This window comes from Ruegeria lacuscaerulensis, assembly GCF_013031245.1.
Classification (GTDB): domain Bacteria; phylum Pseudomonadota; class Alphaproteobacteria; order Rhodobacterales; family Rhodobacteraceae; genus Ruegeria; species Ruegeria lacuscaerulensis_C.
Genome location: NZ_WPZL01000016.1, coordinates 36,913 through 49,140 on the forward strand (window position 1 = coordinate 36,913; position 12,228 = coordinate 49,140).

The 12,228-nt window shown below is 57.3% G+C and carries 10 protein-coding genes; all 10 read left to right on the top strand.

Annotated features, from left to right (window positions below):
• Positions 1 to 3: 3 nt before the first annotated feature.
• Entirely contained in the window at positions 4 to 996 is a 993-nt protein-coding gene (locus GOX66_RS16730) for an ABC transporter ATP-binding protein (protein ID WP_170763881.1), read from the top strand.
• Complete coding sequence (locus GOX66_RS16735) at positions 993 to 1,991, top strand: ABC transporter ATP-binding protein (protein WP_170763882.1); 999 nt, start codon at positions 993 to 995, stop codon at positions 1,989 to 1,991. The genes GOX66_RS16730 and GOX66_RS16735 overlap by 4 nt, the downstream gene beginning before the upstream one ends.
• Positions 1,984 to 3,795 carry an aminopeptidase P family protein gene (locus GOX66_RS16740; protein WP_170763883.1) on the top strand — a complete coding sequence of 604 codons (1,812 nt, stop codon included), beginning with the start codon at positions 1,984 to 1,986 and terminating at the stop codon, positions 3,793 to 3,795. Before GOX66_RS16735 ends, GOX66_RS16740 begins: the two co-directional genes overlap by 8 nt.
• A 376-nt stretch (positions 3,796 to 4,171) precedes the next feature.
• Positions 4,172 to 5,524, top strand: coding sequence for an ABC transporter substrate-binding protein (locus GOX66_RS16745; RefSeq protein ID WP_237212646.1), 1,353 nt, complete (start codon positions 4,172 to 4,174; stop codon positions 5,522 to 5,524).
• A 62-nt stretch (positions 5,525 to 5,586) separates the two neighbouring features.
• Positions 5,587 to 6,888 (top strand): carbohydrate ABC transporter permease, encoded by a 1,302-nt coding sequence (locus GOX66_RS16750; RefSeq protein ID WP_170763884.1) that lies wholly within the window; start codon positions 5,587 to 5,589, stop codon positions 6,886 to 6,888.
• A gap of 9 nt (positions 6,889 to 6,897) precedes the next feature.
• The gene (locus GOX66_RS16755; RefSeq protein WP_170763885.1) at positions 6,898 to 7,725 is read left to right on the top strand and encodes a carbohydrate ABC transporter permease; all 828 of its coding nucleotides are present in this window, start codon (positions 6,898 to 6,900) and stop codon (positions 7,723 to 7,725) included.
• Positions 7,725 to 8,774, top strand: a complete 1,050-nt coding sequence (locus GOX66_RS16760; RefSeq protein ID WP_170763886.1) for an ABC transporter ATP-binding protein — start codon at positions 7,725 to 7,727, stop codon at positions 8,772 to 8,774. Before GOX66_RS16755 ends, GOX66_RS16760 begins: the two co-directional genes overlap by 1 nt.
• Entirely contained in the window at positions 8,774 to 10,192 is a 1,419-nt protein-coding gene (locus GOX66_RS16765; protein ID WP_170763887.1) for a glycerophosphodiester phosphodiesterase family protein, read from the top strand. Before GOX66_RS16760 ends, GOX66_RS16765 begins: the two co-directional genes overlap by 1 nt.
• Positions 10,189 to 11,208 carry a substrate-binding domain-containing protein gene (locus tag GOX66_RS16770; RefSeq protein ID WP_170763888.1) on the top strand — a complete coding sequence of 340 codons (1,020 nt, stop codon included), beginning with the start codon at positions 10,189 to 10,191 and terminating at the stop codon, positions 11,206 to 11,208. Before GOX66_RS16765 ends, GOX66_RS16770 begins: the two co-directional genes overlap by 4 nt.
• On the top strand, positions 11,201 to 11,986 hold the full coding sequence (locus GOX66_RS16775) for an inositol monophosphatase family protein (protein ID WP_170763889.1): 786 nt from the start codon (positions 11,201 to 11,203) through the stop codon (positions 11,984 to 11,986). Before GOX66_RS16770 ends, GOX66_RS16775 begins: the two co-directional genes overlap by 8 nt.
• Positions 11,987 to 12,228: the final 242 nt, after the last annotated feature.

Below are 12,228 nucleotides of genomic sequence, written 5' to 3' on the forward strand. Positions count from 1 at the left end.
GGTATGGAACATCAAACACCAATCCTTGAGGTGGATGGTCTGAACACGACCTTCTACCGTTCAGGGCAAGCCCTGCCAGCCTTGCGGGATGTCAGTTTCTCAGTTGCCCGTGGAGAAGTTCTGGGGCTTGTCGGCGAAAGCGGGTCTGGCAAAAGCGTCACCTTGCGTTCGATCATCGGGCTGGCGCGCCGCTACGGCGAAGTGACGGGACAGGTACGTTGGCAAGGACGCGATCTTGTCCCGATGCCCGACCGCGATCTACGCCAAATCCAGGGTCGCGAGATTGCGATGATCTTTCAGGAACCCATGACCTCGCTGAATCCGCTGCTGACGGTTGGACTGCAGCTTGAGGAAACACTCCGCGCTCATACCGACCTGTCCAAAGCTGCGCGCCGGGATCGGGCCATCGAGATGCTGGATCTGGTCGGCATCCCCTCTGCCGCGCAACGGTTGAAGGACTATCCGCATCAGTTCTCGGGCGGAATGCGGCAACGGGTGATGATCGCCATCGCGCTGGCGGCAAACCCGAAACTTCTTTTGGCGGATGAACCGACCACTGCGCTGGACGTGACAATTCAGGCGCAGATTCTGGACCTGATCCTGCGGCTGGCGCAGGACATGGATATGGGTGTGCTGCTGGTAACCCATGATCTGGGTGTGGTGGCGCAAACCTGTGACCACGTGGCGGTGATGTATGCTGGCCGAATCGTTGAGCAAGGGCCGGTGCGTGATGTGTTGCGTGTGCCGCGCCATCCCTACACGGTTGGTCTGATGCGGTCTGTTCCCGAAAACCTGCCGCCGCGCACACCTCTCTATTCCGTGCCGGGCGTACCACCCAGCCTGGACGTGTTGCCAAAAGGTTGCGCTTTTGCCCCGCGATGCGCGGCGTGCATCGCGCCCTGCGAACAGGACCGGCCACCCCTGTCACTGATCACAGACGGGCGGCAGGTCGCCTGCTTCAACCCGATCTCCAAGGCGCAGGGGAATGCCGCATGACCCGCACTGTCTTAAAAGTCCAGGATCTGCATCTGCGTTTTCCTCTGGGGCGCAGTATGGCCGATGTCGCAATGGGCCGCCCAGGCCGCGTGGTCAACGCGCTCAACGGAGTCAGTCTTGACCTCATCCGGGGGGAAACGTTGGGCGTTGTGGGCGAATCCGGTTGCGGCAAGTCCACTTTGGCACGCTGTATCGTGCGCCTCTACAAACCCAGCGATGGTGAGATCCGATTTAACGGTCATGAGATCTTTGCCACCGACCAACGCGGTGACCGCAGTTATAACCGTCGCGTCCAGATGATGTTTCAGGATCCGTATTCCTCGCTCAACCCCCGAATGACGACGGGTCAGATTCTGGCCGAAGCTTTACGTGTTCACGAAATGCGCCCCGAGACTGAAATCCCTACCCGAGTGGATGAATTGCTGGAGTTGGTCCGCCTGCCGCGTGACGCCCGGAACAAGCTGCCACATGAGTTTTCAGGCGGGCAACGTCAGCGCATCGCCATTGCGCGTGCGCTTGCTGTTGAGCCTGAAGTGCTGATCGCAGATGAGCTGGTATCGGCCTTGGACGTCTCGGTTCAGGCGCAGGTGGTAAACCTGTTGCTGGAACTGCAACAGGAACTGGAATTGACGATTTTGTTCGTTGCCCATGATCTGCGGCTGGTCCGTCACGTGTCTAACCGAGTGGCCGTAATCTATCTGGGGCGGATAGTTGAGATCGGCGATAGTGAAACACTGTTCTCGCATCCGGCGCACCCATACAGTCAGGCCCTGCTGTCCGCAGCGCCATCGCTGAACCCCGATGACCGTGGCAAGGTCACCAAGCTGGAGGGTGAGTTGCCGTCGACGCTCAATATGCCCTCGGGCTGTCCCTTCCACGTTCGCTGCCGCCACGCCAGTGAAATTTGCAAACAAAAGGTTCCGGCCTTGTTGCCCTTTGAGGGGCGGGGCGAGGTGGCCTGCCATCACGTTGAAAAGATAAATGCGCATGCTTGACGTCCCTGAAACTGAACGTGGCCGGATCGTCGCCGCCCTGCGTGCCGAACTGCAGGCGCAGGGCTTGGATGCGTTTATTCTGCCTCGCTATGACGCGTATCAGGCCGAGTATGTGGCCCCGCACGATGAACGTTTGGCCTACGTTACCGGGTTCACCGGGTCGGCAGGTCTGGCGATTGTCACAATGGAAACCGTCGCCTTGTTTGTTGATGGGCGATACGTGGTGCAGGCAGCCAATCAATGTCCCGATCCGCTTTTTACACATCGGCATCTGTTCGACGATCCGCCGGAGTTTTGGCTGGCAGAGCAGGCGCAGCCAGACTGGCGCATCGGATTTGATGCAATGCACATTCCGTCCGTTTTGTATGACCGGTTCGCCCGGGCGCTGGCTCGGGGCGAACTGGTCGCTGTGAGAGGAAATCCAGTTGATGCGGTATGGCCCGATCAACCCCCGGCTCCGCTGAACAGGATTGAGCCGTTTCCCGCGCAGCTATCGGGCAGGACAGCCAGAGACAAGATAGATGATCTGGCGGCTAACATTCGGGCTAAGGGGGCCGGTCTGTCGGTTGAGACCCAGCCGGACAACATTGCTTGGTTGTTGAATGTCCGGGGTTCAGATGTCGCCTTCAACCCTGTGCCTCAGTCATTTTTGATTGCAGATGGCACAGGGCAAGTCCAGTGGTTTGTCGCCTCGCAAAAGCTGGACCTGAACGTCACGGACCATCTTCCGGATACAGTTCAGGTTGTTGCGCCCGAAGCTTTTCTGCCGACTTTGGAAGCGCATGCGAAGGAAGGCCAAGGGGTCCTATTCGATCCCGATTTTTCGCCCATCGCCGTGCGCATTGTTCTGGAGAGGTCCGGTGGCAGGCAGATGCCGTCTCCTAGCCTGGTAACTTCCGCCAAAGCCCATAAGAACCCGGTTGAAATCGAAGGTATGCGTGCCTGTCATATCGAGGACGGTATAGCTTGGACGGAATTTTGTGCCTGGCTGGCGGACGAGGTTCCGCGCCAAGCAGCAGTCGGTTCGAACATAACCGAGCGCGAAGCCGAACAGGCGATGCTTAATTTCCGACACGGACAGCCCGGGTTTCTAGAAAACAGTTTTAACCCGATCTCTGCTGCCGGGGGCAATGCATCCATGTGCCATTATGCCACGAAGGAAGGTGACTCGGTGCCTATCCTCCCGGATGGTACTTACCTACTGGATTCCGGCGGGCAGTATGAAACCGGCACCACGGATTCCACGCGGAGTTTTGCCTTTGGTCAAAACAGGCCTGACGGGTATGACCGGGCTTATACAGCGGTGTTCAAGGCGTTTCACTCCATCGCCACCCTGCGCTTTCCACCCGGAACGCAAGGCCATCACGTTGACGCAATCTGCCGCCGACCGTTGTGGGATCTGGGATTGGACTATGATCATGGCACCGGCCATGGCGTTGGCCACCGGCTTTCTGTTCACGAGCATCCCCAGCGTATCGGCAAGCCTTACAACCCCGTCGATCTGGTTGCAGGGATGATCCTGTCCATCGAACCTGGATATTACGAGGCCGGCCGTTTCGGCATTCGGATCGAAAACCTGTTTGAGATCGTGAGATCCCAAGATGGGTTTTTGGAGTTTTCGAATCTGACATTATGTCCGATTCAAACCGATATGCTGCTGCCCGAACATTTGACGGATGCTGAGCGTGATTGGCTGAACTCCTACCACGCTGACATTTTGGAACGACTTGGCCCGAGGTTGTCGCCGTCTGCTTTAGTCTGGGCCAGAAAGGCATGTGCACCGTTACCCGGGCCTGCAGTTTAAACCGGACAAGTTGCGGTAAACCCGCCAATTTCAGGGCGTCGTGACTGCTATAAGCACCAGATTGGGCAGGCTGACCCGTCGTTCTTATTGGCTTTCGAGGTCATTGGAAAATTAGTCGATTCACCCGTAGCCGAGAATTTGTGTTGACATATATTGCACACGTGTTCAATCATCTGACTCGGAAGGGAGGAAAGCCAATTTGCCAGTCGGCGGATGTGAGTCTTAGCTTTTATGTAAAATAGCAACGACATTCACCCCTGCGGGCAATAAGTGGACCCAAATTGGCTTTTTGTCACACTGGTTACATGAATCGAGGATAACTGGCGTTTGCACACGTGTTCAAACTTAGTGCGCGTCGATCAAAAGGGGATCATCCATGACCAAATCAATGCTCAAACGCACCACTGCCGCGCTGCTGCTTTGCGCGGTGGCAATGCCAGCGCTGGCCGAAGACGTCACCATCACTGTCTGGGCCGGTGGTTCGAACGATGCGGATGCCTACCGCATCGATGCCATCGAACTCGCTGCTGACATGTTGGAGCGTGAAGCTGCTATCGAAGGCCGCGACCTGAACATCACCGTCGAGGGCAAGCGCGATTTTGGCGGTTGGGAGGAGTTCAAGCAGGGCGTCACCCTGGCGGCCGAGGCCGGAACGGCACCGAACATCGTCGTCACCAGCCATCTGGATATCGCTCCGTGGAGCCAGGCGGGCTACATTGTTCCGGCCGAAGACTATCTGGATTTCGACGCCTGGCCGCTGAATGACATCTACCCCAACCTGCTGGAGATTGCCGCGTACAACGGCATTCAGTGGGGGTTGCCGCAGGATGCGGAAAGCCGTCCGTTCTTCTTCTGGAAGGACACGATGCGCGGCATCGGGTATTCGGATGAGGACATCGCCGCGCTGCCCGCAAAGGTCGCGGCAGGTCAATACACGCTGCAAAACGTTCTGGAAGATGCCAAGAAAGCCGTCGAAATGGGTCTGGTCGATGAGGGCTATGGTTTTTACCCGCGCCCGTCCAACGGCCCGGACTGGGGACAGTTCTATCAATCCTTTGGTGGCGTTCTGCAAGATCCCGAAACCGGCAAGCTGCTGTTGGACAAAGCGGCGATGGAGGGGTTCTATCAGTTCTTTGCCGACGCGGTTGAGGCGGGCATCACCCGCAAGAACCACCTCGGCACCGACTGGGGCCAGTGGTACAGCGAAGTTGCCAACGGCAAAGCCGCAACATGGCATGGCGGCACCTGGCACTATGCCCGCTATACCGGCAAAGAAGGCAATGAGGATTTCTTTGGCACTATCGAATTCTCGCTGATCCCGGCGGGTGACGAAGGTGGCCGCCCAAACACAATCACCCATCCACTGGTCTATCTGGTCACAGATCAGGAAAACGATGATCACGAAGAGATCGCCGCGCAACTTGTGAAGATCGCTTCTGAGCCTCGCATGAACTCGCTGCACGCGATCAAGTCGGCGCATCTGGGCATCGGTCAGCAGCAGGCAAATATCGAACTTTATGCCAATGACCGCTGGGCATCCGAAGCGACCGAGCGTCTGTTGATCAACGCCAACGCACAGCCGAACAACCTGGATTACGGGGCATATTCCGAAGCCATGTTCAAAGGGCTCGAAGCGGCCTGGACCGGTGTGAAAACCCCCGCCGAAGCCGTGGCTGAGCTTGAGGCTGAACTGACCGCCAAGCTGGGCGATAACCTGATCGTTCAGTAGGTTCTTTCCTCCCTGGCCGGGGCAGGCGGTCTTGTCCCGGTCACTCTATTTCGGAGATTTCAATGCCCCGCTTCCACGCGCTTGGGTTCGGATTTCTGGCGCCCGCCATGATCGTGGTAACGCTGTTCTTTCTGGCCCCGGTCATCCTGACGGTGTTCTTCGCCTTTACCAACATGTCCACATCGACGGGCATTACAGGAGGCGAATACCTGCTGACGCAGTCCGATTTGCGCAAGGTCAAAGCCAGCAGCGTCTCGGACGAGACTTATGACAAACTGGAAAACGCGGGCTATGTGGTGGACGAGGCCGGTCTCGCCCGGTTGGTCGAAGCGCGCGATCAGGCGACAGCGGATGAACTGGCGACATTGCATGGGGGCGCACAGTTTTCGTCGCGCCGCGACATGGAGCGAGCGCTGAAGGATTTGCGTGTAAATCGCATCCGCTCGACCCGGGAGCGCAAGGCTCTGGCAGAACTGTTTACTTCCAGCGTGATGGACGAACGGTTCCAGACGAAGGATGAGTTTCGCGCCGCCCTGACAGCAGCGGGCATCCCCGAGGCGGACCAGAGAATTCTGGTCAAAGTCGCCTATACCGGCTGGGTCTGGACCACCGAGAACATGAAGCTGCTGTTCTCGCTCGACAGTTCATGGCGCTATGCGATGAACACGTTGTTCTACGTGGTGCTTACGCTTTCGTTCAATGTGGGCTTTGGCCTGTTTCTGGCCATCTCGACCTTCTACTTGCCGCCGACGATTGCCAACACCTTCCGTACCATCTGGTTCCTGCCGCGCATCCTGCCGCCGGTTCTCTATGTGCTGATGTGGTATTGGCTGACTTGGGATACCGGCATCATCTCATCCTTTATGAGCCTGTTTGGCGTGGCACCGCGTAACTGGATGCTGGACACCGCAACCAACGCATGGATCGTGGTCATACTGATAAACGGCTTTGTGGGTGCGTCCCTGGGGATGATCCTGTTTTCGTCTGCGATCAAGACGATCCCAGCCTCGATGCTCTACGCCTCCGAGGTCGATGGCGCGAACCGCTGGCAACAGATCCGTTATATCATTCTGCCGCAACTGCGCTGGCCGATCCTGTTCACCTCATCCTACCAGACGCTGTCTCTGCTAACGTCGTTTGAATACATCCTGCTGGCCACCGATGGCGGGCCGGGAGGGGCCACCGAGGTCTGGGCGTTGGCTGCCTATCACACCGCGCTGAACAACTATGGCGGCAACCTGCAATACGGTTTGGGTGCGGCCTATGCGCTGGTGCTGGTGGTGATCGGCATTGTGACAAGTGTGCTGTATCTGCGGTTCTTCAACTTCAAAGACCTCGTGGCGAAACCACGGATCGAGCAATAGGGGCCTGTCATGACGTCGAACTTCCGCTCGTTACCGGTAATCACACTGCTGACCATCCTGTCACTGCCGCTGGTGATCATGTACGCCTTTACTCTGGTTGACACAGTTACTGATGCCGAGCCTGGCAGCCTGATCCCGTCTGTGTTCACTCTGCATCATTGGAGGTTCCTGTGGGATGATACCACCGGTCGCGGATCGGTGTGGATCGCAACGATCAACACCTTCATCTTCGCCGGGTCCACAGCAGCCATCGTCTGCGCCACCTCGCTGACCTCGGCCTATGCACTGTCGCGGCTGAACTTCCCGGCGCGGCGTTTCTTTCTGGCGGGCGTCATCATCCTGCACGCCTTTCCGACGATCACCCTGATCATCGCGATTTTTCTGATCCTGCAATTTCTTGGCCTGTTCGACACACTGATCGGCGTCATCATGGTCAAGGCCGCGCTAGAGTTGCCCTTCGGCATCTGGGTCATGAAGGGGTTTTACGACACTGTGCCGTGGGAGATCGAGATGGCAGGCGTACAGGACGGGGCCAGCCGGTTCATGGTCTGGCGCAAGCTGGTGCTGCCACAGGTGCAGCCCGGTCTGTCGGCGCTGCTGATCTTTTCTTTCCTGTCGGGGTGGAGCGAATTCATCCTGCCACTGGTGCTGGCGCCGGGCAGCGACGCGCAGGTTCTCTCGACCTATCTGGCGTATTTCCTGTTGGATGACAGTTTGGAGGTCGACTTCAACCTCTTCAAATCGGTGGGCCTGTTCTATGCGCTGCCGGTGATCCTGATCTATCTGGTTTTCCAGAAGAAACTCATGAATATCTATGGCGGGGGCTCGAAAGGCTGATGCAACTTAGGCTCGAAAACTTCACCAAAACCTTCGAAAGTCTCACAGTTATCGACAAACTGAACCTGACCGTTGAAAGCGGTGAGATGATGGCGCTGCTGGGCCCTTCGGGCTGCGGCAAGTCCACCACGCTGTTCACCATCTGTGGTATCCACCGGATGAATGGTGGGACACTGCATTTCGGGGATCGGGATGTGTCGGACTTGCCATCGCAAAAACGAAACGTCGGAGTGGTGTTCCAGAACTATGCACTCTACCCGCACATGAGCATCCGCGAGAACATCGCCTTCCCTTTGCGCGTGCAAAAGCTGGATAATGCGACGATCACACGCAAAGTCGGAGAAATCGCCGAGCTGGTGCACATCCCAGAATTGCTGGATCGACGACCGGCGCAGCTTTCGGGCGGTCAGCAACAGCGCGTGGCTCTGGCCCGTGCGCTGGTACGGCAGCCTGACGTGCTTCTACTGGACGAACCGCTGGCCAATCTCGACGCCAAGCTGCGGCTTGAGATGCGCTCGGAAATCCGGCGTATTCAGCTGGAAACCGGCATCACGGCCATCCTTGTGACCCATGATCAGGTCGAGGCAATGTCGATGTGCGACCGCATTGCGCTGATGAAAGACGGCAAGATCGTACAGCTCAGCGAGCCGGACCAGATGTACAACGACCCGGTCGATACATTTGTTGCCGGGTTCCTTGGTAACCCCCCGATCGCGTTCCTGGATGCCACAGTTGTGGATGGTCAGTTCCGTGTTGGTGACAACGGCATCGCGATTTCGGATGCATTGCAGCCCAAGGTAAACGGTCAGGTGCAACTGGGCATCCGTCCCGAATATTTCGGCCCCCAATTTGGCACCGGGATGCAAGGCCAGATCAGTTTTGTCGAAACGCAGGGGCGGGAAGACCTGTACAACGTCACCCTGCCCAACGGCGCTGTACTACGGTCCATCCAGCCCGCCGGCCCGCGACTGAAACTGGGCGACACCGTGAACTGGGGTATCGCCTCGGATCATGCTCTTGCCTTTACGCCTGAAGGAACGCGCATCTGATGCCGGGCTGGTTGACCCCCTCCCGTCCCCTGTCGATCGCGCATCGCGGGGCCAGCGCTTATGCGCAGGAAAATACCCTGAACGCTTTTGCGCTGGCTGCCGATCTGGGCGCGGATATGTGGGAGGTCGATCTGCATCTGACGCGTGACAGTCAGATCGTAGCGTTTCATGATTTTGTGCTGACAGACGGGCGAGCCATCGGCAGTCTGACCTATTCGGATATACGCGCAGCGGTCAGGGATGACGAAGCGCCTCTGTTGTCCGAAATCATCGCTTTGGCGCAGGCGCGTAACTGTGGCATCTATGCGGATATCAAAGCCCCTGAAGCATCGGTGCCGGTTTCTGAGATGTTGCAGACGGCCGGTATTGAACGCGCCATCCTCGGTGCATTCGATCCCGGAGCGATCAATGCTTTGCGCGCCGCAGACAGCCCGTTCCCGCTTGCGGTTCTGATCCCGATCGGGGTCGATCCCTTCGCAGCGTCCCTTGGAGCGGACATCATCCATCTTTGCTGGGAGAAGATGGAGCGCCCGCAGGATCTGCTGGACGACGCCTTCTTTGCCCGCTGTCGCGAAACTGGGCAGAAAGTGGTTTTATGGCACGAGGAAGACCCGGCCCGCATGGCGGATCTGCGGACAAAACCGGTGCTGGGCATCTGTTCGGACCGTCCTGAGCTGGTCAACCCAATCGGGTTCCACATTGACCTGCAGATTGTCTGTCACCGGGGCGCTAACAAGATTGCACCGGAGAACACCTTGTCAGCAGCCCACGCGTGTTTCGCGGCAGGTTTCAGCCATGTCGAGATCGACGTGCAAATCACTGCGGACAAGCAGTTGGTTGTTTTGCACGACCCGACCCTGGACCGCACCACCACCGGGACCGGTCCGGTTTGCGATCGTACACTTGCCGAGCTTCGCAATCTGAGTGCCGGTGCATGGTTTGCACCATTCTATACCGGCGAACCCATCCCGACGTTGGATGATATGCTGAACCTGGCCAAAAACTATGGCCGCAAGCTCTATATCGAGTTGAAATCCGCCCCTGCACAACTGGTCTGGGATCGCGTTGTCGCCCATGAGATGCAAGATAGGGTCTTCTTCTGGTCCTTCGTGACGCAAACCCTGCAAGATTTGAGGGCTATCTCGGAACAGGCTCATCTCATGATGCGTCGTCAGGATTTCGACAGCCTTGAAGATGCGGTGAGCTGCCTGTCGCCCTCGCTTGTGGAATACACGCTGGACGATGACTGGTCTGATTTCCCGGAGCTACGACGTCGCGGTATTCCGGTGATGATCGCCTATTCCGGTGACAATTCAGAGGTGCTGAAAATGATTGCTGAGGCCGGTCCGGACCTGGTCAACCTCGACCAACCATTTGCTTTCGCTGAGATTTGCCGGGAAGAAGGAGTTTCGATGTGACGGAAGACTCCGAAAAGCCAGTAACCTCCTTTGACGTGGCGCGCCGGGCCGGAGTGTCGCGGTCTATGGTGTCGCGTGCGTTTACTGAAGGCGCCAACATCTCGGAAAAGTCGCGCGAGAAGGTGTTGAAGGCGGCTGAAGAACTTGGCTATCGCGTTAATTTCATGGCGCGCGGTTTGCAGACGCGGCAATCCAATCTGGTCGGCATCGTGGCGTCTTCGCTTGATACCCCGTTTCGATCACGGCAAGTCAGGATTGCAGCTCGGGAAATCATCAGTCACGGCTACCGCCCAATATTGCTGACTGTCGAGCCGGACGATGATATCGAACAATGGTTGTCGGTCATGCTTAACTACAATGTGGCCGGTGTTATCGTAACATCTGCCACGCCATCGCCGAAGATCATTCAGGAATGCCGCCGTTTGCGCACGCCTTTGGTGCTGATCAACAGGGGTAAGAACCAGGACATCGCCGATACCGTGCAGATCGACGTCCAACAAGCCGGAGAGCTGGCCTATACGATGCTCACGCGGTCTGGGGCAGGGCGGTTGGCCGTCGTGCATCCGCAGACTCCGTCCTATTCTGTGACCGGGCGCGCGCACGCATTTGCAGACAAGTGCAGTTCAGAAAACGTCGAAGTAAAGGAGTTCATATCCGCCAACCAAAGCTATGCAGCGGGTTATGATATTGGCGGTAACGTTGGCCTGGCTCTGGACCGGATTGATGGAGTGTTTTGCGCGACCGACCTGTTGGCAATGGGTGTCATGGATCGGTTGCGTGCCGATTGGAATGTACGTTTTCCAGACGACTTACAGGTCGTCGGCTGCGATGACATCGAACAGGCCGGTTGGGGGGCCTATCAACTTTCGACCATGCGTCAGGATGCCGAAGAACAGGTGCTGGCCGCCGTTCGACAGATGTCAGAGCGGATCGAAAACCCCGAGATGGAAATACAGCACTTCAATCAAATGCTGACCCCAATTTTTCGGAAAACAACATTGAGCAGTTATGACTGAGACATTTGAAACCAAACTGGAGTTTGCAAAATTCCTGGCTGTTGAGGCGGGTAAGCTGGCGCTGCACCTTTATCGGGAAAAGGATAAGGAATTCGTTTCGGTAAAAGGGTTGCAGGATTTTGTAACCGTTGCCGACCGGCAGGTCGAAGACCGAATTCGGGCTTTGATTTCCGAATATTATCCCACGGATGCTGTGCTGGGCGAAGAAGAGGGCCAGACGGGACGCGGTGACGCGATTTGGGTTGTCGATCCGATTGACGGCACCGCCAACTACATGCGTGGTCTGCCCGATTGGGCGGTCTCGGTCGGATATTGCGAAGGTAGTGAGATCAAGCTTGGCGTGATCTTCGCACCCGGCCGCGATGAACTCTGCTGGGCCAGCAAAGGGGAGGGTGCGTTCTGCAATGGCCAGTCGCTGCATGTTTCGGATTGCAGCCAGCCCGATCAGGCAATGCTGCTGTTGGGGCGCTCGTCTCGCGGGCCGCTGGAGGACTACCTTGCACTCATTGAGCGTACCATTGGCGCTCAAATGGAGTATCGCAGGAACGGTTCAGCAGCGATCAGCCTGATGGCCGTCGCGCAGGGCCGGGCAGAAGGTTACTTTGAGGCGCATTTGAACTCCTGGGATGCAATAGCCGGTGTTCTCATCATCCGAGAAGCCGGAGGGCGCGTGCGTGCGCGCTCTGTCCCGGAAATGCTTGAAAAGGGCAGCCGTGTCCTGGCCATTACACCTGAACTTGAACGTGTCGTCGCGGGCCAGATTTTGGATGAACCCTGACGCCATGAATTCTCCAGCGTTGTAAGACCCTGATCATGCGCCTCTTTACCTTCTGTGCCTCAGGCTTTGAACCAATTGGTCGATAGATCCGGGTTTAGTTCAAACTTCGTGGGCGTGTCCGGAAACAGTTAAATCCGTTGGATACTTTTGATGATCGGAGTATCCACCTGTTCGGGACGAAAAAGATGCGGAGTGGTTTTGATTTCATCTACGTCCCCTTAAGCCAGGACGCTACCGTCCGG

Bases quoted from the DNA above. Each gene is read 5' to 3' on its own strand.
- GOX66_RS16765 (WP_170763887.1), top strand. From the start codon at position 8,774: ATGCCGGGCTGGTTGACCCCCTCCCGTCCCCTGTCGATCGCGCATCGC.
- GOX66_RS16745 (WP_237212646.1), top strand. From the start codon at position 4,172: ATGACCAAATCAATGCTCAAACGCACCACTGCCGCGCTGCTGCTTTGC.
- GOX66_RS16735 (WP_170763882.1), top strand. From the start codon at position 993: ATGACCCGCACTGTCTTAAAAGTCCAGGATCTGCATCTGCGTTTTCCT.
- GOX66_RS16730 (WP_170763881.1), top strand. From the start codon at position 4: ATGGAACATCAAACACCAATCCTTGAGGTGGATGGTCTGAACACGACC.
- GOX66_RS16760 (WP_170763886.1), top strand. From the start codon at position 7,725: ATGCAACTTAGGCTCGAAAACTTCACCAAAACCTTCGAAAGTCTCACA.
- GOX66_RS16740 (WP_170763883.1), top strand. From the start codon at position 1,984: ATGCTTGACGTCCCTGAAACTGAACGTGGCCGGATCGTCGCCGCCCTG.
- GOX66_RS16750 (WP_170763884.1), top strand. From the start codon at position 5,587: ATGCCCCGCTTCCACGCGCTTGGGTTCGGATTTCTGGCGCCCGCCATG.
- GOX66_RS16755 (WP_170763885.1), top strand. From the start codon at position 6,898: ATGACGTCGAACTTCCGCTCGTTACCGGTAATCACACTGCTGACCATC.
- GOX66_RS16775 (WP_170763889.1), top strand. From the start codon at position 11,201: ATGACTGAGACATTTGAAACCAAACTGGAGTTTGCAAAATTCCTGGCT.